The 26,110-nt window shown below is 39.4% G+C and carries 21 protein-coding genes, 1 pseudogene and 2 CRISPR repeat arrays; of the genes and pseudogenes, 13 read left to right on the forward strand and 9 right to left on the reverse strand.

Annotation, left to right across the window (positions count from 1 at the left end; all coding sequences use genetic code 11):
- The coding region (locus tag H6G74_RS30975) for a hypothetical protein (protein ID WP_206756998.1) at window positions 1-206 on the reverse strand (206 nt) is incomplete at its 3' end.
- 236 nt (window positions 207-442) lie between these two features.
- Between H6G74_RS30975 and cydB the strand changes: the two genes are divergently transcribed.
- Complete coding sequence (gene cydB, locus H6G74_RS28955; RefSeq protein ID WP_190971019.1) at window positions 443-1,456, forward strand: cytochrome d ubiquinol oxidase subunit II; 1,014 nt, start codon at window positions 443-445, stop codon at window positions 1,454-1,456.
- A gap of 15 nt (window positions 1,457-1,471) precedes the next feature.
- Here the strand turns inward: cydB and H6G74_RS28960 are convergent, their stop codons facing one another.
- From H6G74_RS28960 to H6G74_RS28970, 3 genes and pseudogenes are all read right to left on the reverse strand, one after another.
- The gene (locus H6G74_RS28960; RefSeq protein ID WP_190971020.1) at window positions 1,472-2,560 is read right to left on the reverse strand and encodes a DUF4350 domain-containing protein; all 1,089 of its coding nucleotides are present in this window, start codon (window positions 2,558-2,560) and stop codon (window positions 1,472-1,474) included.
- Complete coding sequence (locus H6G74_RS28965; RefSeq protein WP_190971021.1) at window positions 2,557-3,189, reverse strand: DUF4129 domain-containing protein; 633 nt, start codon at window positions 3,187-3,189, stop codon at window positions 2,557-2,559. Before H6G74_RS28965 ends, H6G74_RS28960 begins: the two co-directional genes overlap by 4 nt.
- Window positions 3,190-3,195: 6 nt before the next feature.
- Window positions 3,196-3,336 (reverse strand): annotated as a pseudogene (locus H6G74_RS28970) (DUF2243 domain-containing protein); the annotation flags it as partial.
- Between the two features lie 316 nt (window positions 3,337-3,652).
- Between H6G74_RS28970 and H6G74_RS28975 the strand changes: the two are divergent.
- Window positions 3,653-5,152: a bifunctional metallophosphatase/5'-nucleotidase gene (locus tag H6G74_RS28975; protein WP_190971022.1), complete on the forward strand. Its 1,500-nt coding sequence runs from the start codon at window positions 3,653-3,655 to the stop codon at window positions 5,150-5,152.
- Between the two features lie 177 nt (window positions 5,153-5,329).
- On the opposite strand, the gene H6G74_RS28980 is transcribed toward H6G74_RS28975, so the two are convergent.
- The 4 genes from H6G74_RS28980 to H6G74_RS28995 all read right to left on the reverse strand — a co-directional run bounded on the left by H6G74_RS28980 (window position 5,330) and on the right by H6G74_RS28995 (window position 9,068).
- Complete coding sequence (locus H6G74_RS28980) at window positions 5,330-5,956, reverse strand: hypothetical protein (protein ID WP_190971023.1); 627 nt, start codon at window positions 5,954-5,956, stop codon at window positions 5,330-5,332.
- Between the two features lie 125 nt (window positions 5,957-6,081).
- Window positions 6,082-6,924 (reverse strand): tetratricopeptide repeat protein, encoded by an 843-nt coding sequence (locus H6G74_RS28985; RefSeq protein WP_190971024.1) that lies wholly within the window; start codon window positions 6,922-6,924, stop codon window positions 6,082-6,084.
- 225 nt (window positions 6,925-7,149) lie between these two features.
- On the reverse strand, window positions 7,150-8,070 hold the full coding sequence (locus H6G74_RS28990; protein WP_190971025.1) for a ribonuclease D: 921 nt from the start codon (window positions 8,068-8,070) through the stop codon (window positions 7,150-7,152).
- 158 nt (window positions 8,071-8,228) lie between these two features.
- Window positions 8,229-9,068 carry a class I SAM-dependent methyltransferase gene (locus H6G74_RS28995; protein ID WP_190971026.1) on the reverse strand — a complete coding sequence of 280 codons (840 nt, stop codon included), beginning with the start codon at window positions 9,066-9,068 and terminating at the stop codon, window positions 8,229-8,231.
- A 161-nt stretch (window positions 9,069-9,229) separates the two neighbouring features.
- On the opposite strand from H6G74_RS28995, the gene H6G74_RS29000 reads away from it, so the two are divergent.
- The 11 genes from H6G74_RS29000 to H6G74_RS29050 all read left to right on the forward strand — a co-directional run bounded on the left by H6G74_RS29000 (window position 9,230) and on the right by H6G74_RS29050 (window position 25,759).
- Window positions 9,230-9,964 (forward strand): phosphoadenylyl-sulfate reductase, encoded by a 735-nt coding sequence (locus H6G74_RS29000; protein WP_190590927.1) that lies wholly within the window; start codon window positions 9,230-9,232, stop codon window positions 9,962-9,964.
- Between the two features lie 415 nt (window positions 9,965-10,379).
- Window positions 10,380-12,423: direct repeats of the CRISPR family, unit length 36 nt; unit sequence CTGACTAAACCTTTGATGCCATTAGGCGTTGATCAC.
- A 260-nt stretch (window positions 12,424-12,683) separates the two neighbouring features.
- Window positions 12,684-13,670, forward strand: a complete 987-nt coding sequence (locus H6G74_RS29005; protein ID WP_190971027.1) for a helix-turn-helix transcriptional regulator — start codon at window positions 12,684-12,686, stop codon at window positions 13,668-13,670.
- Window positions 13,671-14,095: 425 nt separating this feature from the next.
- Entirely contained in the window at window positions 14,096-14,314 is a 219-nt protein-coding gene (locus tag H6G74_RS29010) for a hypothetical protein (protein ID WP_190971028.1), read from the forward strand.
- Between the two features lie 121 nt (window positions 14,315-14,435).
- On the forward strand, window positions 14,436-15,110 hold the full coding sequence (gene cas6, locus H6G74_RS29015) for a type I-MYXAN CRISPR-associated protein Cas6/Cmx6 (RefSeq protein WP_190971029.1): 675 nt from the start codon (window positions 14,436-14,438) through the stop codon (window positions 15,108-15,110).
- The gene (gene cas3 / locus H6G74_RS29020) at window positions 15,088-17,388 is read left to right on the forward strand and encodes a CRISPR-associated helicase Cas3' (protein WP_190971030.1); all 2,301 of its coding nucleotides are present in this window, start codon (window positions 15,088-15,090) and stop codon (window positions 17,386-17,388) included. Before cas6 ends, cas3 begins: the two co-directional genes overlap by 23 nt.
- Window positions 17,385-19,055, forward strand: a complete 1,671-nt coding sequence (gene cmx8, locus H6G74_RS29025; RefSeq protein ID WP_190971031.1) for a type I-MYXAN CRISPR-associated protein Cmx8 — start codon at window positions 17,385-17,387, stop codon at window positions 19,053-19,055. Before cas3 ends, cmx8 begins: the two co-directional genes overlap by 4 nt.
- Before the next feature lie 51 nt (window positions 19,056-19,106).
- Window positions 19,107-20,027: a type I-B CRISPR-associated protein Cas7/Cst2/DevR gene (locus tag H6G74_RS29030; protein ID WP_190971032.1), complete on the forward strand. Its 921-nt coding sequence runs from the start codon at window positions 19,107-19,109 to the stop codon at window positions 20,025-20,027.
- The gene (cas5, locus tag H6G74_RS29035) at window positions 20,027-20,767 is read left to right on the forward strand and encodes a type I-MYXAN CRISPR-associated protein Cas5/Cmx5/DevS (protein WP_190971033.1); all 741 of its coding nucleotides are present in this window, start codon (window positions 20,027-20,029) and stop codon (window positions 20,765-20,767) included. Before H6G74_RS29030 ends, cas5 begins: the two co-directional genes overlap by 1 nt.
- 62 nt (window positions 20,768-20,829) lie before the next feature.
- Window positions 20,830-22,494 carry a type I-MYXAN CRISPR-associated endonuclease Cas4/Cas1 gene (locus H6G74_RS29040; RefSeq protein WP_190971034.1) on the forward strand — a complete coding sequence of 555 codons (1,665 nt, stop codon included), beginning with the start codon at window positions 20,830-20,832 and terminating at the stop codon, window positions 22,492-22,494.
- 9 nt (window positions 22,495-22,503) lie between these two features.
- Window positions 22,504-22,797, forward strand: a complete 294-nt coding sequence (gene cas2, locus H6G74_RS29045) for a CRISPR-associated endonuclease Cas2 (protein WP_190971035.1) — start codon at window positions 22,504-22,506, stop codon at window positions 22,795-22,797.
- Between the two features lie 400 nt (window positions 22,798-23,197).
- Window positions 23,198-24,737: direct repeats of the CRISPR family, unit length 36 nt; unit sequence CTGATTAAACCTTTGATGCCGTAAGGCGTTGATCAC.
- Window positions 24,738-24,820: 83 nt separating this feature from the next.
- Window positions 24,821-25,759, forward strand: a complete 939-nt coding sequence (locus H6G74_RS29050) for a DUF6174 domain-containing protein (protein ID WP_190971036.1) — start codon at window positions 24,821-24,823, stop codon at window positions 25,757-25,759.
- Between the two features lie 62 nt (window positions 25,760-25,821).
- On the opposite strand, the gene H6G74_RS31685 is transcribed toward H6G74_RS29050, so the two are convergent.
- Entirely contained in the window at window positions 25,822-25,944 is a 123-nt protein-coding gene (locus H6G74_RS31685) for a hypothetical protein (protein WP_277927187.1), read from the reverse strand.
- Between the last annotated feature and the right edge of the window lie 166 nt (window positions 25,945-26,110).

The raw sequence follows: 26,110 nt of genomic DNA on the forward strand, positions 1-26,110 counted from the left end.
TACTCAACCATCTTCCTCTTCGTCTTCCGCGTTGGAGTACTTTTCCTCCTACTCCTGTTGACGATTTCTTTTGCTTCAATTCCTCCTAATTGTAAAAAACCTACACCTGTCAGGTGGGGAGTGGGGAGTGTGGGGGAAAAGATTTCTTCACCATCTTCCCACACCCCTGGATTTCTCTCTTGTGAGAAATCCAGGATTAGTGTCAACTTAACTCATAACTCATTTCCTGTAAGGAACTTGAGTTCCTTACACATAGCAAAAGTCATCTTCAGATGACTAAACATAGCCAAGATTTTTTAGTCTACTTGAGTAGACTTCAGCTATTAGCCTTGAACTTAAGTTCAAGGCGGGTGACAAAGTTAAACCCAACATTATAAAAATTTTGTTGGGTGACTCTGTAACCTATTACCTGTAATCTATCACCTATTAAATCAGAGATTTTATGGAAACGCTGAAGTATTTTTTACCGCAAGTTTGGTTTGTCATTTTAGCTTTGTTTTTATTCCTGTATGTAATGCTAGATGGCTTTGATTTGGGAGTAGGAATTTTATCTTTGACTTCTTCTGATGAAGAACGTCGGGGCATTTTGATGACTAGTTTAAGCAATATTTGGGATGCCAATGAAACTTGGTTAGTGTTGATGGGAGGGGGATTATTTGGGGCTTTTCCTTTGGCTTACGGTACGATTTTAAATGCTTTATATATCCCGATTTTGGTGATGGTATTTGGCTTTATTTTTCGGGGTGTTGCGTTTGAATTTCGAGAATTATCCAGACGCAAATTATTTTGGAATTTTGCTTTTGGTGCGGGGAGTTTTATCGCTGCACTTGGTCAAGGTTTTGCCCTTGGTGCTGTTCTCAAAGGGATTAATGTTGATGAGACGGGACACTTTATTGGTAGCACTTGGGATTGGTTAAGTTTGCCATCTGTGTTAGTAGCTTTAACTTTAATTCAAGGATATGTTTTGATTGGTTCAACTTATCTGGTTTGGAAAACGACAGGAGAGTTGCAAGAAACCCATTATCAAACTGCGAAAATAGCAGCACTGACAACATTAGTTGGTGCGATCGCCATTACAATTAGTACACCGATAATTTATGAAAGTGCCAGATATCGCCTATTTCAACAGCCTTTAGTTTACATATTTACGCTGATTCCTATTTTGGGAATCTGGCTAATTTGGCAACTTTGGCAAAGTCTTAACCGCAAAGAAGAACGCGCACCTTTTGTCTGGACGATTCTGTTATTTGTGTTGTCTTTTATTGGATTGGGATTAATTGTTTTTCCCTACATTATCCCGACAAAAATCACGATTTATGACGCATCTGCTGACCCCAGTTCGTTGGTAATCATGATTATTTTTATCGGCTTTCTTATCCCGGTGATGTTGTTTTACAACCTTTATCAATACATTGTGTTCCGGGGTAAGGTGACTGGTGGTGGTTATGAAGAATAGATAGGATTTATTCTTTTATTTTTTCACTTCCTTCAGGGTGCGCCATTTTGCCAACCAGCTTAAAAGTTCTCGCTCACTAATGCGCTGTTTTTGCGTAGATAATTTTAATACTGCATCAAGTTCGGCGGAACTTTGACCTGTTTTTTCTTGCCAAACTTGTAATAATGCTTGGCGTTCTAAAAGTGTTGTGCCTAATCCTAAAGATTTTTGTAGTTGTATTTGTTCTTCTTTACCCACCATTTCTACAACAAAATCGCTAGATTCGGCTTTTTCTAACACTCCTGCTAGTGCTTGGATATATGCTTGGCTATTATCTATGACTGGAGTTTCTAAGGCTACTGGTTTACCAAAGCGTTGATTTTTTGCCCAAATTAACACTAATAGTAAAACTCCTATTTGAACTAATGCAGGAAAGAGGGGTGTTTTGGCAAAATATTTGAATATGCTACCTTCCCCTTCACTTTCTTTAACATCAGCATCTTTGTAACCGTGAATATATTCGTCTACAAATAACTTGTTATTTTTTTGATTAACTAAACTGGCGAGATATTGAAAGTTACTTAAATTATGTTGATAGGCATTGGCAGCTAAATAAGGAGTAGCTGAAAAAATTACTTTGCCTTTATCAGATTTTTCTTCCCAAACAACAGCACCAAAGCGATCGCCTAAAGATATACTTGTTTTTTCTACTTTGATATTACGTCTTTTTGTGGCAATTTTAACATTACCAAAAGCTGATTGTTGCTGAGAATTAAAGTTGGCTATTGTTACAGGTGTTTTGACACCTAAAATTACTAAATTATTGCCTTTCGCTAACCATTCCTGTTCATCAAATAACAAGTCATCTTCTCTAAGAGAACTCATAACTCGCAGTAGGGTAACTGGCGTTTTTTCTGGTTGAAAATCTTCTAAAGGCTTTTGCCAACGCTGGATAGTAATACCTTGCTGCTGCATATAAGCATACCAAGCACCATAGCCATCAGGAGACCGACTATAAGTTGAGCCACTGTAAATTTTTGTGTTAGGAGCAGCAAAGAAGCTGAGTATAATAATGACAGCAAGTGCGATCGCTCCTATCCAAGCAACACGATTTGATTTTTTCATAACTTAAGTGCTGAGTTGTGTTGTTGATTAATAATTTCTTGATAGGCTTGCTGGCATTGTTGATAATTTTCTGGCAATATCTCAGCATTACCAAAACATAATTGTTCGTGGGTAGTAATCAAAGTTTCGTAAGGTTGGACTGGGGTAACAGTTGAGTGTAAAACCTGTAAATATTCGCCATCAGTACGGCTGAATTTATGGGGAATGAGTTTAGTATCATGCAAGTGTTGTAAGATTGCCAAGTACAGACAACGGCAAGCTTCACGATAATTACCTTGGCGGTAAAGTGATTGCGATCGCTCCAGCCATAATGCTACAGATAAATCATGATCGCCATTTTTATCCCCAGCATTTGCATTATTCTTACCCACAGATAACCAAGAATATAGATAAGGGCTAAATTCTTGCCATAAACGCCAAAGCACAAAAGCCAAAAATAACGCAAGTATCAACCAAAATAACAAGACTAGCAAATTACTTAACCAAGGACTAATCTTCCAGTCTGGTGATAAGTTTGGTAAAGAATTTTGAAAGCGGTCAAATTGGTATTCTATCGATTCTCCGATTTGTTGCTGAAATTGAGATAACTGCCAACTCCAGCTAGTTTTTTCAAAGCCATCATTAGCCATAAATAACTAGTAACCTTTTTTGCTCTTTTGTAGCATTATCCAGCCAATTAATACAAGCAGCGTACCAAATACAAAAAATCCCAAATCCCAACCTAACTGATTTGTTCCTGGTTTCACATAATGAATACCGAGAATTTGATGGTCAATTCTTCAATTATCAGATTTCTGATCATTTGCGAACAAGAACCCCGACTTATTTTAATAAGTCGGGGTTCTGAACCTTACGATATTAGGACTTACGCAAGAACCCTCTCAAATCCTCTTAACTTCGTGTCCTACCCTGCGGGAAGCCGCTATCGCGTCTATGCGCTCTTTGCGGTTCGTTTTTTCATGATTTTGCGTAAGTCCAGGATATATTAAGTAAATATTAAATATTCAAATGTATATTTAATTTTTGAAATATACGTAGTGGCGTGACAAAACTCATCAATTATCAAGATATAAAATCTGCCAATTATAAAATATGAAACTTCTATCGCCAGGGTGCAGTATAGTTTTACAGATATTAGCCACACTTACTTTCGCAACTCCGGTATTTGCCGAAATTGTCAATATTAATTTATTGCAACTCAATGACATCTACGAAATTACGCCAGTAGAGGGAGGGACTCGTGGTGGTTTGGCGCGTGTCGCTACTGTCAGAAAACAACTGCGCCAAGCAAACCCACGCACCTATACAATTTTGGCTGGAGATTTTTTAAGTCCTTCGGCTTTGGGAACTGCCAAAATTAACGGTACACCTTTAGCTGGACAGCAGATGGTAGCTGTACTCAACGCTTTGGGTTTGGACTATGCAACCTTTGGGAATCATGAATTTGACATACCAGAAAATTTATTTTATCAACGATTGCAAGAATCACGGTTTCGCTGGTTTTCTGGGAATGTCTCAGATAGTAAAGGTCAACCTTTCAAAAATGTCCCCAGGTCGATAGTATTTAATGTGAAAGGCGATCGCGGTGCTGTTGTCAGAGTCGGGTTAATTGGTGTCACTCTCGATAGCAATAAAGCAAATTACGTCAGTTACACAGATCCCTTAACGGTAGCTAAACAGCAGGTAGCAGCACTGAAAGGAAAAGTGGATATTTTGGTAGCTGTGACTCATTTACCCATACAGAGCGATCGCATACTTGCAGAAACAATACCAGAAATTGACCTCATCCTCGGCGGTCACGAACATGAAAATATTCAACAATGGCGCGGACGAGACTTTACACCAATTTTTAAAGCTGATGCCAATGCACGTACAATTTACATTCATCAACTACGCTACGACACCACAAAGCGCAACCTACAAATTAACTCTCGTTTAATGCCAATTACCGATAAAATTCCAGACGAACCAAAAACAGCACAGGTGGTTAAACAATCGCTAGACAAGGGTTTTACAGCATTTCGCGCCAATGGTTTTGAACCTAATCAAGAAGTAGCTAAAATCTCATTTCCTTTAGATGGTTTAGAATCAAGTGTTCGCAACAAGTCTACAGAACTCACCAAGTTAATTGCTGAAGCAATGTTGCAAGAAGTTCCCAACGCAGATTTAGCTATCTTTAATGGCGGCTCAATTCGCGTTGATGATGTCATTCTGCCAGGATCAATTACGCAATATGATGTCATTCGCATTTTGCCTTTTGGTGGTAAAGTCGTAGCCGTAGAAATGAAGGGCGAATTATTAGAAAGAGTCCTCAAAAAAGGTCAAGAAAATAAAGGTACTGGTGGTTATCTCCAAACAGCACAAGTTACTAAAGAAGCAAATCCAGATACTTGGTTTATCAATGGTCAGCCTCTTGACACAGAAAAATTGTATAAAGTTGCTATTAGTGATTTCTTAATTAGCGGCAAAGAACAAGGATTAGACTTTTTAAATCTTCAACAGCCAGACATTAAGCTAATTTCTGAAAAACGTGATATTCGTTTTGTCGTCATTGACAAATTAAAACAACAAGTAACTACTCTAACTCGCTGACTTATCATATAGGAATCCGATTTGATTTCCGAATCTAGTTGTGTAGGCTGGGAGTAGGGAATGGGGAGTAGGGAGTAGGAAAAAAGCCTGACCTGGGTGTACTGATTTTTTTCATAAATCAAATATGAGTCCTATACCAAATCGATAGATAATATTTATGCCTTAGTCTTGCATAGACTAATTCGCAGGTGGAATATTTTCTCTTGTGAAATATACTTCTGTTTGAGTACCAAGAGTATCAAGCTGATTACTACCTGTATTCACAATCACAGTCGATGCAGTAATTTTGGGAAACAGATATAAATGAGAAAGATAAATTTTGTCATTAATAACTATCTTTCCTGGAGAAATACGCCTCAGCTTGTTGATTGACTCAACTTCAGCATCTCCATTGCGATAACAAAGTCTTCCAAAAGCTAAGGCTGTTGTTTGTGCAGGAACTTCTAGCAAATAAAAGTAGTCGGGACGTAACCATTCTTTCCAACTATCATCACCACCTTTACCTAGATATTGAATCGATGATGAATCTATTTTTGTCCATGTTTTTGGAGAAAGCCCTTTAGGAAAAATAATGACTTTAATGTTTCTTTTACTATCAAGAGAAACTTTTCTAGTAAATGTGCCACTATGCCAATAAATTCCTAGTTCATCATAATTATTAACTTTGACTTCAGTGAGAGGTTTAGCATTACGGCAAATCTGAGCGCGTCGATCATCTGGCGCTTGTAATCTAACCCACAGAATTAGACAAATCACAACTAAAAAAATTGGGACAACAATCTTGAGAAATCGAGGAAATTTCATCGATATGATTAGCACAGGGATGATTGACTCTGTTATAGCCAGAATTAGTTAGAAATGTATATATAGGAAAGATGTTGAGCATGGACAGCTTGGAAAGGGAAATTTAGATTCAGGGGAATCAAAAATTACTGTCCAAGTTCCTGCATATTATTCATGACTTGTTGATACAAGTCGTTATTACCTTGACGTTGCAAAATGGTAGCGGCTTGTTCTAAATCTTTCATTGCGCCTTGTTTGTCACCTTGGGCGGCGCGGGCGTTACCGCGATTATTATAAGCTGGTGCAAAGTTAGGATTTAGGCGTATGGCTTCGTTGTAATCGGCTATGGCTCCTTGTTTATCTCCTTGAGCAGCCCTAGCGTTACCTCGGTTATTGTAAGCGATCGCATAACGCGGATTGAGAATAATTGCTTGGTCGTAATCTTCTAGGGAACCATCTCTCTCGCCTATAGCTGCACGGGCATTGGCGCGGTTATTATAAGCTTCGGCATAGTTGGGTGACAATTTGACAGCTTGGGTATAATCTGCGATCGCACCTCGATTATCCCCCAAGGAGGCGCGGGCGTTTCCTCGACTGTTATAAGCTTCGGCATCGTTGGGTGACAGGCGCAAGGCTTCGTTATAATCATCGATGGCTTTTTGTTTGTCTCCCGTATCAAAATAAGCGAGTCCCCGCCCCTTATAAGCTGCACTATAGTCAGGGTTGAGATTGATGGCTTTAGTATAAGATGCGATCGCTGCTTGTAAGTCGCCTTTGAGGTGCTGATTTTGTCCTTGAAGATACAGCGCCCCAGCTTGTGAAGTTTTAATAGTCCGGCGGCTAGGAGGATTGAAGCCGATTTCTGTCACCAAAACATTCTTATCTCGATTGCAAGAGACAAGGGTAATTGCACTCAACACAGTCAGCACAACCATAGCCAATGCTTTATTTTTCTTCACCCGCTTTTGCTCCCATAACCGCAGCTTCATAAGTTGCTTTCAACCACCATTCCACCTAGATTTAATTAGCACCCAATTTTCTTAATTCTGGAATTTTACACTTAACTGATATTCCCTAGGTTTAATAACGGTTAACTCTTGCCTTAACCGGGAAGTTTATCAACTTTTTGTGTTTTAGCTTGTAATTTAACGGTGATCAATTATACGTTCTTGCTTATTTATTAATAAGAATTGTACTCAAACTAATCACTCTTGCTACTCATCTTCACCATTAGTTTCTTGAGTTTTCGGAGTTAGCCGCAAAGCATTAGATGTATCTATTTCTACAGATAATTGTTCTAAATTTTCACCTAAATCTTTTTGCAGCTTTTGAGTCAAGGTAATCGGGAAATCTAAATTTAATCCTTGAGTTTGTACCAGTCTTGCCAATTCTAAAAATTGGGCTTTTACGGTTTTGCGTTCATAAGCTGTTAACTTAAAAACAGATGTTTCTGATACATTTTGAGCCTGCATAGCTTTTTTAATGCGCTCTTGTAAATGTTCATATTCAGAGTTTAATAGCTTCCATTGTTCTTCTATTTGGGTATATCTAGCATTCAGAGCTATTAAATCTTCTGTATCTGGTTCAGGATTACCTTCTGCTTGTAATTCTAACAAACATTTATGCACTTGAGCAAGATAAATGCAGTCAAGATAAGCGTAGTCTATTTGTGCTTCTGATAAAGGTCTTCTGCTCCAATCGCTACTTTGTGCTTGTTTATCAATATCGTGAAAGTTACATAAAACAGTTGCAAGAGTTTTGAGTTGATAATTCGGTACTGGTAAAAGATAATAAGGAATTTTTTTCGCTATTTCTAAGGTACAAGTAATATTTTTAGCTTTTTTATTACCGAGGAATTTTACATCATAACTGGCATTATGAAATACTTTTTCAATATTCGGATTTAACATTACTTGTTGAATAAAATCAGCTACCAACTCATTTTGATTTAATACATCCAACAAAAAAACGCGATCACCACTCATATCATCAGCATCATCTAACACTTGAATCAGCGACAATCTAGGATTCCGGCTATTATAATCAGCGACTTCTGTATCTATCCACAAAGTTGAAGCTTGAGTATATTCAGCAATCATGTTATGAATTGCACGAGCAGTATTCAAGTAAGGCATTTTAATGTTTAATTTAATTTCTGAAACAGTCCAGTAGGTTGTGTTAGGCGTAAGCCGTAACGCACCAAAAGCTTTTGCAGTAGATATGTTACTAGAAAATGCTATATTTCATTTTTAAAGTAAAATAGAAAGCTTATTTAAATTCTGACTACTGCATTCTACTGTATAACTGGTTTTCGCCCAAAGGTAAAAAATGTAGTAATATCGTTCCAAATTCCTTGTGCAGTTTCTAAAGCAGCTAATTCTAATTCAAATTCTGCCTTAACTTGCTCTACTTCTTGAGTTGATAACTGCGAAAAAGGATTAGGAAATTGCCCCGGTGCTGGATAAGAACTACCCAACCACATTCCCTTGGCTTGCTCTAAACTAATATAACTACCATATTGCTCAGATATAATTTCAATGCAGTCATAACCTGCTGCTTCTAGTAAATGGCGACACTTTTCTGTTGTGCCTGTAGGCTGGTTTAAATAAAGAGAAATGCCGTACTTTGCCAAAACTTTCTGCACTACAATACTGGCAATAAAAGCTGTATCTGCAAAGGCATGAAATCCAAGTAAACCCCCAGGTTTTAAAAATTGATGCCAATGGTGTAATGCACCTGTAAAATTTTCCATCCAAATTAATGCCGAAGAACACAAAATACAGTCAAAACTGTTGGCTGGAAAATTGAGGGATTCTGCATCTGCTAATTGAAATTCAATATTTCTCAGTCCTAATGCTGCGGCTTTTTGTTGTGCTTGTTCCAGCATTCCCGATGAAATATCTATACCAACTACCTTACCGCCAGCGCCTACAACTTGAGCCGCCGCAATTGCAGCCATCGCTGTACCAGTGGCAATATCTAATACCTGATCTCCTGGACGCAGTTGGGCATATTCCACCAAACGATGAGCAATTTGTAAATGCCACTCGCTTTGATCATAAGTTGGACTTCTGCGGTTAAAGAGGTCAGCTATTTGTTGCTTGTAGTCGCTGAGTCGGAGTTGATCGGTCATTGGGTCTGGCTAGAGTGAGATAATTGCAGTGTAACAGCGATCGCATCTTGCAGTTTTGGCACAATATCTGGAGTAATTTCCGTAAGTCGTGGTCAAAAATTGGTATAACCGCATCTGAAAATTGGTAAAATTCAAGTTCAGAGAGAAGAGAACATTCAAACATGGTAGCCGCCCATACGGATTTAAATATTGCAGCTTTAGAAGCAGAATATAGCCAAAAATCACCGAGAGAAATTCTCAAATTTGCCTTGGACACTTTTGATAACATGGCAATTTCTTTCAGTGGTGCTGAAGATGTTGTATTGATTGATATTGCTTCTAAAATCACCAAAAACTTTCGAGTTTTTACCCTCGATACCGGGCGCTTGCACCCAGAAACATATCAGTTGTTAGATAAAGTCAGAGAACATTATGGCATTAAGCTAGAAGTTATGTTTCCTGATGCCGCAGAAGTCCAAGCTTTGGTAGAAGAAAAAGGATTGTTTAGCTTTTATCAAGATGGTCACAAAGAATGCTGCGCTATCCGCAAAGTTAGACCACTGCGCCGCAAGCTAAATACTCTCGATGCTTGGGTGACAGGACAGCGTAAAGACCAAAGTCCCAGCACCCGCAACCATATTCCCGTAATTGAAGTTGATACCGCATTTTCTACCGAAGACCATCAGTTAATTAAATTCAACCCCTTAGCTAACTGGTCTTCTGCACAGGTATGGGAATATATTCGCGCTTTAGATGTACCTTACAACAAATTACACGAACGCGGTTTTATTAGTATTGGTTGCGAACCTTGTACTAGACCCGTTCTCCCAAATCAGCACGAACGCGAAGGTCGTTGGTGGTGGGAAGAATCTACTGCTAAAGAGTGTGGTCTGCATTTAGGGAACTTACAAAAATAGGACTTACGCACCAAAATTATCTGTGAAGAAGGGGTATAGGGTGTAAGGTTTTTGGATACATACATTCCTGTACCCCTACACCAATAACTAGCTACCCAACTTTTTAGCGATCTTTCATCACTATATTCACATCTTGTACCTGTTTTGCATGGATCTACGACTGTGCCTTTCAAAAACCAAGCAAAAAATCATATAACTGTTGTCAGCACTGACTTCCAAGGTTTTCACATCACTTGAGGGTGCTTGCATTTTATTTTAGGAGCTTGAAATCTAGATGATACAAGGCTTCCAAGATTAGCATCTGTTCAAAAAAATGAGATTTAGGTAAAAATTTGTTTTCTGTATTGCTCCTGGGTGCTAGGTGCTTGTAATATCAAATCTCAGGGCAGGCAGGATATGGATTTCCGAGTGCGCTCTGACTAAACCTTTGATGCCATTAGGCGTTGATCACCGATACTGACTTGTTTCCAGAGCTTGAAAAAATCCAGCTGACTAAACCTTTGATGCCATTAGGCGTTGATCACAAGTTTTTCAGGTGCGGACTGCCAACATAGTCGCAGCTGACTAAACCTTTGATGCCATTAGGCGTTGATCACTGAAAGCTTTGGTATCAGCAGCAAGCCCCGGCGCCTGACTAAACCTTTGATGCCATTAGGCGTTGATCACTTTCCAAAGCTTTGGATGTAGGCGTTGACCTTGGACTGACTAAACCTTTGATGCCATTAGGCGTTGATCACGATATTTAGCCAAATCAATAGCAAGTGGGAAGAACCTGACTAAACCTTTGATGCCATTAGGCGTTGATCACTTCACCTAACGTTCGTGCCAACGGTAAGAAAGGCAGTACTGACTAAACCTTTGATGCCATTAGGCGTTGATCACAAGCTGAAGACAGAATGAGGGAACTGCTTAAATTCTGACTAAACCTTTGATGCCATTAGGCGTTGATCACAAAGTGTTGGCTGGAATACCTGTACCAGTTGCCCGCCTGACTAAACCTTTGATGCCATTAGGCGTTGATCACTTGATTGGGATAGAACAACAAGTGATGTGATTATCCTGACTAAACCTTTGATGCCATTAGGCGTTGATCACACTCAGTATTGGCAGGATGTGTACACATGGGAACACTACTGACTAAACCTTTGATGCCATTAGGCGTTGATCACAACCTTTTCTCAATCTAGCAACCGCGTCATTAACTGCTGACTAAACCTTTGATGCCATTAGGCGTTGATCACGAGCAAGAAGGAGCGATTGAGAAAATTCTTGCAACTGACTAAACCTTTGATGCCATTAGGCGTTGATCACCCTTTCACCTTTAAGCCTAATGAGCCGCAGTTAGACCTGACTAAACCTTTGATGCCATTAGGCGTTGATCACAAGATAAGAAAGAATGTCTTGCTTTTCTTGTTCGGTTCTGACTAAACCTTTGATGCCATTAGGCGTTGATCACGTCTAAAGGGTTGAGCGGTGACTTTGAATCCTACACTGACTAAACCTTTGATGCCATTAGGCGTTGATCACTGAGGCGAAAGCGCGATCGCTTGTACCCAATCAAACTGACTAAACCTTTGATGCCATTAGGCGTTGATCACATTCTTGACCCTGAATGTATGCCGATGAAATGGAACTGACTAAACCTTTGATGCCATTAGGCGTTGATCACCAGGTGAGGTATGAAAAGTCATTAAAAATCAATCCTCTGACTAAACCTTTGATGCCATTAGGCGTTGATCACTTATAGGTCGGGTAATAGATGGTGAATTATGGTTCTGACTAAACCTTTGATGCCATTAGGCGTTGATCACATTGGGTGATAGTAGGGCCGGAGGGGCGGAGGTGCCTGACTAAACCTTTGATGCCATTAGGCGTTGATCACTAGTTGGTGATTCACTGGTGGCTGAGGTTGCGATCGCTGACTAAACCTTTGATGCCATTAGGCGTTGATCACCGAATATTACTGGATATTTCAACATTGCGAAAAAGTCTGACTAAACCTTTGATGCCATTAGGCGTTGATCACAAACATACCTGCAAGCGATCGCTAGTAATCCCCAAGTCTCTGACTAAACCTTTGATGCCATTAGGCGTTGATCACTTGTTAGAGAGGCATTCGAGATGACACAAGCATCACTGACTAAACCTTTGATGCCATTAGGCGTTGATCACTTACAGGCGACTAAAGGTAAGTCTGACCAATTAGCAACTGACTAAACCTTTGATGCCATTAGGCGTTGATCACCAGATCAAACAGAACAGTTAGGACAACAAACTTTCTGACTAAACCTTTGATGCCATTAGGCGTTGATCACAAAAGACCCAAATTAGTCTACAAATATTACTCATACTCTGACTAAACCTTTGATGCCACTAGGCGTTGATCACGCGGCGGTGTGTTTGTAGCGTAGCGATGCCCAGTCTTGACTGAACCTTTGATGCCATTAGGTGTTGATCAAAAAATCGGTTGTAATGGAGCGTACACTCGATATAACGTCTGGTCACTGGTATAGAGTTAGTGTAATTATTCTCTCTGCGTCTTTGCACGGCAGTCGCTTCAAGTCGGCAAAGCCGCCCAACGCGCTACCTTGCCTTTGCGTGAGACCAATCATCCCTTAGTTATGCAACGCCAAATCAAATTTTTTATTTTCTTCTGAAGGCGGAAACGATTTTGCCGGGTAATCTTTCTAAGATGAGTTAAATCAATGAGGCGCTCGCTATGTCTCGTCATCTAGAAAGATTATTACAACTAGATTCTCTGTTAAGAACTAGGCAACGCCCAACAACTGTTAGCCTCGCTCAAGAGTTGGAGGTGAGTGAACGGACAATTCGTAATGATTTGGCTTTCTTAAAAGATCGCTTTCATGCTCCTTTGGAGTATAGCCATAAATTAGGACATCACTATACTGAACCCGAATGGCGATTGCCGAGTATTCCTTTATCTAAAGGTGAACTATTTGCCTTGACTGTTGGAGCAAGAATGCTAGAGGCTTATGCTGGTTCGCCTTATGCTTTACAGTTGCGAAGTGCGATCGCCAGGTTGAGTGAACGTTTACCAGAGACAATCTGGGTAAATATGCAACAACTGGCGCAGGAATATATTCTTTTTGGTGCTGGCGCAGAAACAGATCTAGATCCAGATATTTGGCACAAAATAGAAGACGCTTGCAGTTTAAGAAAAAGAGTCATGATGACCTACTATACTGCAAGTCGGAATACAACTTCTGAACGCAAGTTAGACCCTTATCTGTTACTTGTTTATCGCGGTACTAACTTATATTTAATTGGCTATTGCCATACCCGCCAGGAATTTCGCTGGTTTAGGATAGATCGAATTACAAAATTAGAAATACTACCAGAAGATTACACTCCAGATCCTAATTTTAATATCAAAGAATATATAGGCAGTGTGTTTCAGCATGAGGTTGGAGACAAACAGCTTGATGTAGAAATTTGGTTTGACTCAAAAACTGCACCGTATATTCGTGAACGACGTTGGCACTACACCCAAGGGATTGAAGAACATTCAGATGGTTCGCTGACGCTGAAAATGAGTGTACGCGGCATTAACGACTTGAAGCGGTGGGTGATGTGGTATGGCAAAGGCGCAATTGTCAAGAGTCCGCCTGAGTTGGTGGAGTTGGTAAAAGACGAAATTGAGGGTATGAGGAAAAATTACACTTTATCCCCAGGATGTAAATCATGATGATAGGATTTCGATATAGACAACAGTTACCTTTGATTCGACTGTACAGCGTTTTCCGCGTTCAGGCGTTGGGCAAGAACTTAGTAAGTCTAGAACCTGTTGCCACCTGTGATTGCCGTCAGGCGTTATTGCATAAGTTATATGCTTTTCTGCTGTGCAACAGGTTTTTTATAGACAAATCTCCTAAGATGGAACAGAGTAAATCTTGATGGAACTGAATAAATCTAGAACACTTATTTTAGCTTTGTTACTTAAATTAGGAAAAAAATTTTTTCTCTTTTTTTGAAAATTCGGAGTAATATAAAAAAAACGGCAACCAAATTACTTTGGAGCCGAGTACGTATAATTTTCTTAAGTCAATTATGACAAATAATCTGAAATACGGGAATAGGGATAGACTGTTCCTAGAAAGTGAGCATGAAAACATGGACTCACTTCAGCAGTCTGCTAAGTATGTTTCTGCAATCGACTTAGCGAAAATCACAATCGAGTCGATAACAAGAGTTTTTAGCCAAACAATCAGCTATCAGCAAAATAGCATTAGTTGTCCTGAAGATGTGTCAGATAACCGAACTCAAGCTGATAGGCTAAGACAACGGCGTGAAATGGAAGAGTATATTGCTAAATATGCAAAGCGCAAATAATGCAATGCGATCGCACTATCGCCTCCTCAACGCAAGTTAGGCGCAAAATAGATAATTAATTTTATTATTGCTAGGGTTTTTTGCCCTAGCCTATCTTCCTGTAATTGTTTTTGCATTTACCATGAATAACATTATCAATTTATCGTTTCCCGTAACTGGAACAGAGTTATGGGCAGATCATAACCATCGTCTTTGTGCAGCTATTTGTACACAACTTCCAGAGTTGCATGAATTAAAAGGATTTGCAATTAATACCATTACAGGTATTCCTAACAAGCAGGGAAAAATTAGTTTAACTCATAAATCAAGGTTGTTATTGAGACTTCCAGTAGAAGCGATCGCACAAGTTTATCAGCTTACTGGTAAAACGCTGGATATTGGTGGTTATGCGATTCAACTAGGCAATCCAGAACTGCAAACTTTGAAACCTGTAGAATCGCTTAAAGCTAGAATTGTCACTATCAAAGGATACACTGAACCTGCGTTATTTCTTGGTGCTGCACATCGGCAATTACAACAACTAGAAATTAATGCAAATATTGGTATTCCCGCAAATGAGCAAGGAGAACCCAAACGCTTAACTTTGACGATTAAGAAAAAAGTCCGAGGGGAAATTAAAAAATACACAATAGTTGGTTTTAGTGTAATTGTTTCTGAATTAAGTGCAGAAGATTCGATTAAATTACAAATTCATGGCTTAGGTGGCAAACGTCGTTTAGGCTGCGGTATTTTTTGTCCAAATATCACAATTTATCAGGGTAGAAGAGAATACGATGCAAAAGCAGTTATTAGCTAAAAGCCCCAGAGAAGACGAAAAAATATTGACTGTTGAGGAGCATTTAACCGATACTGATAATGCTGTAATGGCAATATTTAAGCAGCGAATATTGTTAAACTGGTGTCGTTTTTTTGGTGTTAAAGATGCCGATAAGTTTATACTTAATTTGAGAATTGCAGCATTATTTCATGATATAGGCAAGGCAAATGCTGAATTTGATGCAGCAGTTAATAAAAAACTCAAACAGCAAACGCTTAGACATGAGTGGTTGAGTGCTTTAATTTTACACTTGCCAAGTGTACGTTCTTGGTTAGCATCCAATAAATCAGATTTAGATTTAGAAGTCATTACTGCTGCTGTACTTAGTCATCACTTAAAAGCAAGCAAAAAAGAATGGGGTAAACCTCGAACTGTTGAACAGGTGGAATTATTTTTACATCATCCTGAAATTACAAACATTCTACAAAAAATAGCACAAATTGCGAAAATTGAGGGCTTACCTGCTGAATTACCGGAAAAATGGTCAGTAAATGACACCTTATGGAAACAAGCTTATTTCGATGCGGACGAAGCGGGAGATAAATTTGCTGATGATATCTACGATGATATTGAACGTCGTTCATTATTACTAGCAGTCAAAGCAGGATTGATAGCTGCGGATTCTGTTGCTTCAGCAATGTTCCGAGAAAAGAAATTACTTGAACAATGGGTTGATAAAACACTACACGCACCTGTAATTACTGCGGAAGAATTAGAAACTAAAATTCTCCAACCTCGTTATGCTCATATTGAGAAAAAATCTGGTAAAAAGTTTGATTTACATCCTTTCCAAGAACAAGCCCAAGAACAAGGTGATAGAGTTCTTTTATTAAGTGGTTGTGGTAGTGGAAAGACAATATTTGGCTATAAATGGCATCAAGCTGCATTAAGCCGTAACCAAGTTGGTCATATCATATTTCTCTATCCAACTCGTGGTACTGCAACAGAAGGTTTTAAAGATTATGTTTCTTGTGCGCCAGAAACGGATGCTAGTTTAGTTACCGGAACAGCCATTTATGAATTACAGGAAATGGCAAAGAATCCTTCTGATTATACCCCTAGTGAAGGGAAAGATTTTACAACCGATGAACGTTTATTTGCGCTAGGTTTTTGGGGTAAGCGTTTCTTTTCTGCCACTGTAGACCAATTTCTCTGTTTTTTAACTCATGGTTATAGTGGCTTGTGTTTGTTACCAGTTTTGGCTGATTCAGTAATAGTCATTGATGAGGTTCACAGTTTTTCTCGTGGGATGTTTGATAACCTCATTAGTTTTTTACAGAATTTCAATATTCCAGTGTTGTGTATGACTGCAACTTTAACTAAAACACGACAGGAAGAACTGAAAAATGCTGGATTGCAAGTCTTTCCTGCGGCTACCGATGAGAAATTGAAGGAAATTGAAGAACATCCAAGATATGATGTGAAGTTTGTTGATAAGGATAGTGCTTATAGTTATGCAAAATCAGCTTATCAAGATAATCAATTCCGCGTTTTATGGGTGGTCAATACTGTTGATAGATGTCGCAAAATATCAGGAAGACGCGAGGATAAAACGGGATTAGAATTTGATTTAAATACAGATGTTTTGACTTATCATAGCCGTTTTAAACTCAAAGATAGGCAAAAACGCCATCAAGAAACTATTGCTGCATTCGCTTATGAAAAAGAGGAAAGAAAACCTGCGATCGCAGTTACAACGCAAGTATGCGAAATGTCTCTAGATTTAGATGCAGATGTCTTAATTACAGAACTTGCACCCATCTCTTCATTAGTGCAGCGATTTGGACGTTCTAATCGTCATCTTTCTCGCGGTAATGAATTTCGCTCTCAAATATTAGTCTACGAACCAGATAACATTAAACCTTATCAGAAAGATGAAATTAAGGCAGCCAAAAAGTTTATTGAGTATATACAAGGAGAAAAAATTAGTCAGGCACAACTAGCAAAGGCATTAGAAGATTATTCCCCAGCAGAAAGATATGCCGATGGTAATTGTGCTTTTTTAGAAGGTGGTTATTGGGCTAAATCTCAACCATTTCGAGATACAGATGATTACTCGGTAGATGCAATTCTCAGCAGTGATTTGAAAACAGTTGGAGAATTAATTGAACAGAAAAATCCTTATGACGGTTATGTATTACCAGTACCTAAAAAACTGGCTCATAAGCAATGGAAAGGCCGTCCTGAAAAAATGCCGCGTTATTTAGCTGTTGCTGATGCAAGTTTATATTGCCCAAGAAGGGGATTTGGGGAATGAAAGATTTAAAACTGGAATATAAGTTAGCAGAATTACCATCTGCTCAACATCGTGCAGGTTTAGCAGGTTTGGTATTAATGGTGCAATATTTACGTGATACCCAACCTTGGTTTAAACAGCGTGAAGGTGCAGTATTAGAATTGCAGAATCTCAATGAATTTGGGGTAACTTTATTACTAAATTTACAGGGGTTACAAGCACTTTTTGACCTAACTTATCAAGCATTCTCTGAAGTACGCTCAACGGAAACAAAAATTAAGAAATATGACCGCGTAGAAGAAGATGAAGTACCAGATAAAAAAGATAAAACTAAAACTAAGCGTATTTTGAAATACTTCTACACTGTAACAACTCCCCAAGGTGCATTTCTTGCTGATTGGGATAAGTCAAATGATAGTTCTGAACGCGGACTGTGGATAAAACTTTGGCGAAATATGCTGTGGCAAATTGTTCGAGGAGTTCCTGCAACTCGTAACTCTTTTAATCATCGAGTTAATGGTGCAGCTTATTCTCAGGATGTACAAGATATCTGGTCAGAATTACAACAACCAAATAAAATTACTGGACAATCGGGTAATTATTATTTAGGTGCGATGGCTACTAATTCAGAATATGTACGGACTCAAGATAAAGTACGCTATCAATTTCTGTTACATTTCTGGGTATTTGTTGCACAGATTTATTGTCCTGCAATCTTAGATAAAGATGGTAATCGAGAACCTACAGGTTATGCTTTGGCAATTCCTGATGTGGCAAATTTGAAGAATTTTTGTCGAGTATTTCCTAAGGTTTTGAGAAATAGGAATATAAAGCAATGGCGTTATTTACCTCGTGAGGCAGTAATTGACTTACCGGAAGAAGGCGCACTTGATTTATTATTATTGTTGCGCGATCGCATCGCTCGTGAAACAGGCGATCAAGAAATACGCCGATTGATTTTAGGTGTTGAAATTATCCATGCAGAGAAAGTTGGAAATAACATCAAAATTCGCTCTATAAGTATTGTTAGTCCAACAAGAGAATGCTTGGATAAATACCAAATAATTAAAACCTCATATTTGTGTCCGTGGTTTCGTAAGCAGCGACTAATCAATCTATTGCGACAACAAACAGATGAAGAGGAATTATATAGTAATCTACCCAAAATTCAACCTTGGTCTGATTTTGATGCAGTTTTAAGTCGTATTCCTCGAACTTGGTTACAAAATTATACTTTTAACCATGATGCTCGTAATTTATTTGAAACAGAAATAGGAATCAAAATGAAAAAAGAAATTCGTGACTATGCGTTAATTGTTTACAACGTTTGTCAAGGATATGTAATAGGCAAACTTGAAAATAAATACAAAATTAGATGGCATAACAGTAAAAAATGCTATTTTCAAGATAAGAAACAAATTCCTCAAGCAGATGGTGATGACAAAAAAAAGAAAATTGCTAATGAGGCATTTCTCGCCGTCCGTTCTCGAACTGATACTACAGCATTCATAGATTATTTTGTTTCTACTCTTTATCCTTTTGTTAAAAAAGATGAGTTCGTGAATTTTGCCGATGTTTTATTTAATCATACTAATGAAATTCGCGCATTAACTCTTTTAGCTCTCTCTAGCCAGTTTCCCCTAAATCTAAAAGAAGATAATCTATTTTCTGAAGAGGATGCTGCTTAATTATTCCCCTTTGATTGCCATTAGGCGTATTAAACATTACAGAGAAAATCAATGACACATCTTAACTTATTTGCCACAGTATTAACTTATCCTGCACCCACTAGCAACTATCGCGGTGAATCAGAAGAAAACCGCACAGTACTGCAAAAAATATCTAAAAATGGACAAAAATATGCGGTTGTTAGTCCAGAATCTATCCGTAATGCTTTACGCGAAACCTTGATTTTAATGGGGCTGCCAAATAACCGTTCTAGAGTTTATGATGCTGACCAATTAGCTGTGGAATTTAAAGAGTTTCCTAATGCTAGTAAGTATGCTGATGATTTTCTGTTTGGTTTTATGGTTGCCAAGCCTGAAGATGCTAAAAAAAATAAACCTTTACCACCAAAGCGAGATAGTATTTTTCGCTGTAATATGGCAGTGGCATTAAGCTCATACAAATATGATTTTGTATTTCATCAATCTCCACTTAATGTCAAAACTAAAAACAATGAAAAAACTTTTTGGAGTAATGCCAATACTTCTGCATTATTACATCGGGAAGTAACTCATACAGCTTTTCAATATCCTTTTGCATTGTCACAACGCGATTGTTTAGAGCGTCCTGAGTGGGTAAAAGCATTACTACAAGCTATCGCTCAACTAAATAAAGTTGCAGGTGGTCATGCTCGTGCATATTATGAATTTGCACCCTGTTCTGTGGTAGCAAGGCTTACCCCTAGATTAGTCGCTGGATATGAAACTTACGGTTTTATCGAAACAGGAGAATTCCCGCAATTAAATCGGTTAGGGAAAGCTGATGATGAAAATTGCGATTTACCCGCTAATGAATTCTGGATTGGTGGTGAGATTGTCCGAGAAATGGAACTTGAAGAAATCACCAGATTAAAAGAAGCTGGGGCGCATCTATATAATAATCCAGAACAGTTATTTGATGCTTTAGCTAATGAATTTTTACCTAATAGTAAATAATGGCTAATCCTGATCCAAAAACCTTAGTTAAACAATTTTTTCAAATTAAAGCTCCCTTCGCATCGTTTCGACCTTTCCAGTCTGGAGCTTATCGTTCAACTACACCCGTACCTTCTCCATCAACAGTATATGGTTTGTTGCTCAATATAGCAGGAATTGAACAGAGAGAAGAGTTAACAACACCTGTAAAGTCAATGCGGGATGATTTACCTGAAATTGAGATTGCGATCGCGCAAATTTCCCAGCCAGAAACAGCACTATTAACACAACAATTACATCATTATCCTGTCGGTGCCTCCGGTGCTGAACTTGCACAAAAAACCTATGGTTCTAAATATTGGATAGCACCAGTTAAACGAGAAGTTTTAGTTAATTTAAACTTGGTAATTGGTATGAAAGCAGAACAGTGGTTATGCGATCGCATTCTCCAAGGACTTAGCGGTGAACTAGACGAGCCTCGCTATGGACTACCATTTGCAGGAGACAATAATTTTTTGTTTGATTCAATTGAATCTATTGATAGTCCTCCTATGGCGCGGTGGTACTCTCCATTACAACAGGGAAACTATTCTACGGAACGCGGATATTGTAGGCTAACAGTTTGGATTAATCGAGCCGATAATAGCAAGACAGAAATAGCGGTGTTTGCGCCTAGTTCTTTTTGCTTACATCCCCCAGAATCTGCTTGGATAAAACTACCAGTCTCTAATATGGGCGATCGCCTTGGGTTAAATACCTAAAATTCCATTTCCTCTGATGTCGTAAGGCGTTTAACTAATCCAAAAAAACCTTACAGACATATATGCAAATTCTCGAACATTTTGAAATCTCCGCTAAACCCGAAACTATTCGTGTTTCTGCCCTCCATGCTCTCGCCTACTGCCCTCGGCTGTTTTATCTAGAAGAAGTTGAAGAACTTTACACCCAAGATGCAGCCGTATTTGCCGGACGCAGACTTCACACCGAACTCGAAAAACAGGAAGATGAAGAATGGGAAGAACTGTTTCTCGAAAGCGAAGAATTAGGTTTGCGTGGTCGGCTTGATGCGCTTCGCACTCGTGATGGACAAACGATACCTTACGAACACAAACGCGGTCGCGCTCACCGAGATGAAAATCATCAGCCCCAGGCTTGGGAAAGCGATCGCCTACAAATTCTCGCTTATGCTTACCTGTTAGAGTCCGCGCATGGAATCACTGTTAAGGAAGGCCGCATCCGCTATCACGCCGATAATGTAATCGTTCATGTGCCACTAGATGAAGCAGGACGTTTAAAAGTCAAAGAAGCAATCCAACAAGCCAGGATTCTCAGACAATCAACTTACCGACCACCTGTAATTGATAACGAGCGAATGTGCGCCCGTTGTTCTTTGGCTCCGGTTTGTTTGCCAGAAGAAGCGAGACTTGCCCATAATCGAGAGTGGCAACCAATTCGCTTATTTCCTGAAGATGATGAACGCCAAGTAATTCACATTTTAGAACCTGGGACATCAGTTGGCAGAACTGGAGAACAAATCAAAATTAGCCGCCGCAATCAACCTGTTGAGACAGTTCCGGCGCGTCAAATAGGACAACTTGTGCTGCATAGTTTTTCGCAAATTTCTACCCAAGCACTACACTTTTGTGCTGACCAAGGAATAGGAGTGCATTTTATTTCCGGGGGTGGTCGCTATCTGGGGAGTTTTGACACCCGACAAGGCAGCATTCAACGTCGTATTCGTCAATATGCGGCACTGAGTAATCCTGATGCTTGTCTAGAGTTAGCCCGTAAACTGGTAATTTGTCGCGGTCAGGGACAACGCAAATTCTTAATGAGAGGTGCAAGAGGGAAAACCAAGACAGATAAATTAGAAAAAGCGATCGCACAAATGAAAGCGGTTCTCAAACAAGTTCCGCAAGCAAAGTCTCTAGAATCGCTTTTAGGATACGAGGGAAATCTGGCTGCTTTATATTTCAGTGCTTTACCTGATTTGATTTCGCCAGAAGTACCTAAAGAATTACATTTTGCTGGCAGAAATCGCCGTCCACCACTAGACCGATTCAACGCCATGCTGAGTTTTGGTTATGCTTTGCTACTCAAAGATGTGATGAACGCGATTTTAACTGTTGGGTTAGAACCTGCTTTGGGATTTTACCATCAGCCGCGATCGCAAGCTGCACCCCTAGCATTAGATTTACTAGAAATATTTCGCGTGCCTTTGGTAGATATGACCGTGATGGCTGCGGTTAATCGGGGTCAATGGGATGCCAAAGCAGATTTTGAGATTCGCGGAAAACAGGTTTGGTTAAGCGAACTTGGGCGGCGTAAATTTGTTGAGTTATACGAATCTCGCAAACAAGAAAGCTGGAAACATCCTGTAACTGGTTACTCCCTCACCTATCGTCGTTTATTTGAGTTAGAGGTGCGACTACTAGAAAAAGAATGGTCTGGTGAGGGTGGTTTGTTTGGTCAATTAATCTTGCGATGAGGTGCAGCAATGGGTGAATCACAAAACTGCTACCTGATTTGCTACGACATCCGCGATCCCAAACGTTGGCGGAAGGCTTACAACTTACTCCAAGGATATGGCGAAAGGATGCAGTACTCTATTTTCCGTTCTTGGTTGACCATGCGATCGCGCGAAAAATTGCGTTGGGAACTGGAAAAAATTCTCGCCCCAGAAGACAGTCTATTATTAATTCGGCTGTCAAATCAGTGCGTTAATTCTATCCCGGCTTACAATCGTCCTGGTGCTTGGACAACTCAAGAAGAATCTTACCGGATTGTCTAATATCGTATCCGGTTAAAGACTTATCATTAAGGTCGCAGGGGGGGCAGAGGAGCAGGGGAGCAGGGGAGAGGGTTTTGCATTTTCTGCATAGATGTATCGAATCACTTGTAATTAGCCAGACATGATATAAAACATGGATCTGAGTTTGTGGAACATGAAATAAAACTCAAGCAGGATAAAAACCTTACTGGGCTTGCTTTTGAGAGTTTTTAGGTTAAAAGGAGGTGCTTGCATTTTTTTTCGTGAGGTCAAAACCTAGTTCTGGTAAGCGTTCTAAGCTCAGGCGGAAACTTGAAAGTTAAACTTTTGGTAAGCAATTGACTTCTTTTGTTGCTTTTTTACCTAGATGCTTGCAAAATAGCAACTGAGTGGTCTGATGACATGGGTTTGAGCGATCGCTCTGATTAAACCTTTGATGCCGTAAGGCGTTGATCACAAGATGGCAATTGGTGGTTTTTTATTTCTGGATACTCTGATTAAACCTTTGATGCCGTAAGGCGTTGATCACGAAGGTAAATCTTTGTTAGGTTACGGTGTTGCTTCTTCTCTGATTAAACCTTTGATGCCGTAAGGCGTTGATCACTGGAGCGCCATAAAATTCCTGTTGGCGTTTATCGCTGATTAAACCTTTGATGCCGTAAGGCGTTGATCACCAAGTACCAGAATTAACCACCAAAGAAACACAAAGACTGATTAAACCTTTGATGCCGTAAGGCGTTGATCACGAACCTTCTTTGCGGGTTGGTTTTTGTAATAATCCCGCTGATTAAACCTTTGATGCCGTAAGGCGTTGATCACTGGTTCAACTGGCAGGTCAAGCGGGCCACATTTGCACTGATTAAACCTTTGATGCCGTAAGGCGTTGATCACAGGAAGTCCCAAAAGCTTGGAGTCTACACGCCGTAACCTGATTAAACCTTTGATGCCGTAAGGCGTTGATCACTTTCCTGCTAACGACCCTTTCTGGCAGTCGGGATCTGATTAAACCTTTGATGCCGTAAGGCGTTGATCACTAATCTACAGAAATTTGGATTAATTGTTGATTTTCCCTGATTAAACCTTTGATGCCGTAAGGCGTTGATCACCTAGAAATGTTTGGGAATCTTCAAAAAATCAAGCCTGATTAAACCTTTGATGCCGTAAGGCGTTGATCACTAAAAATTAAATTCAGCAATTTCAGGAATTAAAGCTGATTAAACCTTTGATGCCGTAAGGCGTTGATCACGTCAAGGAAGCTTGCAAGATTGGTTGATTAAAAGTCTGATTAAACCTTTGATGCCGTAAGGCGTTGATCACGAATTTCATCTAAAGTTATTTCTATCCCGATCGCTATCTGATTAAACCTTTGATGCCGTAAGGCGTTGATCACAGTTTAAATAAAATATCAATGCTTGCTGCTCTTAGAGCTGATTAAACCTTTGATGCCGTAAGGCGTTGATCACCGTACTGTACCACCAGATCCACCGCCGCCGAGACCTGATTAAACCTTTGATGCCGTAAGGCGTTGATCACGATTGTAGACTTTGATGTTTACGGACATCAGATCAACTGATTAAACCTTTGATGCCGTAAGGCGTTGATCACCACCAACCACCTAAACCCACCACGTCGCTGGGGCCTGATTAAACCTTTGATGCCGTAAGGCGTTGATCACATCATCCACTGAGAATGGCGAAGCACCTGACCAGACTGATTAAACCTTTGATGCCGTAAGGCGTTGATCACATTACTCTATAGTGAACATCTATACAAGGGGGGATTCTGATTAAACCTTTGATGCCGTAAGGCGTTGATCACACTAGTAAACCGGGAATCATCAGAAGTCAAAGGAACCTGATTAAACCTTTGATGCCGTAAGGCGTTGATCACATTGATAGAGTAACTTGTAGTTGAAACAATAGCCACTGATTAAACCTTTGATGTCGTAAGGCGTTAATCACGACAATAACTATCAACTGTCAACGAAACTTTTTGTAATTAGTCTTGTCTATAAGATTAATTCATTAGTTTATCAGGAAATTATATGCGATCGCCTATCGTAATCGGTACAGGATTACTTGTATCTCTAATTTTGAATGCCCAAGTATTCGCACAATCTACAATTAACTTACCACAAATCACTGCCCAGAACTCTCAGCCACAAATCTTAAATCAAAATAATAAAAAGACAAGCTCAGGAATTATTACTCTGCAAAGAACAGCGTGCTTTGGTGCTTGTCCTATTTATAAAATTACGATATTTCCTGATGGGAGAGTTGTCTACGAAGGAGAGCGATTTGTTAAAGTTGTAGGTAAAAGAACTGCCAGAATTAGTCCCCAAGCAGTGAAAAGATTAGTTGCAGAATTTAATAAGGTAAACTATTTTTCATTAGCGAATAGCTACCAAGGTGGACGGACAGATGCGCCTTCTGCAATTACTTCTTTAACTATTGGTAAACGTCAGAAAACTGTTAATCATTATCTCGGATCACCCAATGCACCACAAGCATTAACAGCTTTAGAAAATAAAATTGATACTGTTGTAAATTCTCAGCGTTGGGTTGGTTCTAAAAATGAACCAACACCCAATCCCAATGATTCTAATTCCAACCAACTCAAAGTTAACCGTCAGTTATGGAATCAGCAAAGGCTAAATAACTATCGTTTTACATTTAGCCGGAGTTGTTTCTGTGTACCCAAAGCGACACAACCAGTAGTGATTACAGTGCGTAATGGTCAAGTTGCTTCTATTAAAGCTGTCAACAATAATGAGCCAGTTGATGCAGAACTTTTCCAACAATATAATTCCATTCCGAAACTGTTTGGCATAATTGATGATGCTATTACCAAAAAAGCATCAAGTCTCAACGTCAAATATGATCCGCAATTTGGCTACCCAACACAAATTAATATTGATTACAACCAACAAATTGCCGATGAAGAACTATATCTGACTATTAGCAATCTTGAACCATTGAGATGATGTCTTGCACAAAGTAAATTATCCTTGGGGGCGTACAATCGTACACCCCTTTTATTTTGCAATTAAGCTTGTATAGCAAAGTGCTGAGTATTCATAACAAATGCTTCGACTGCATATAGCAATCCTAAACCATTGAGAAACATCACTCTCCCTTGTCGCCCTTGTCGCCCTTGTCCATCTCCCAAATCAGACTGCTACATAAACTGAAATATCTCCGACTGCTATCAAGTTCTCAGGTGTAGCGACTGTCTTAAAAGTCAAGCGATCGGGAGCAAAAAATGAAGCAGAGGAAGTAAAGAAAAAAGAAACAAGAGAAAAAAACATACATTCCAAAGTGAGCCAGTCATGCTG

The sequence above is a fragment of the Nostoc spongiaeforme FACHB-130 genome (assembly GCF_014698475.1).
Lineage (GTDB): Bacteria > Cyanobacteriota > Cyanobacteriia > Cyanobacteriales > Nostocaceae > Nostoc_B > Nostoc_B spongiaeforme.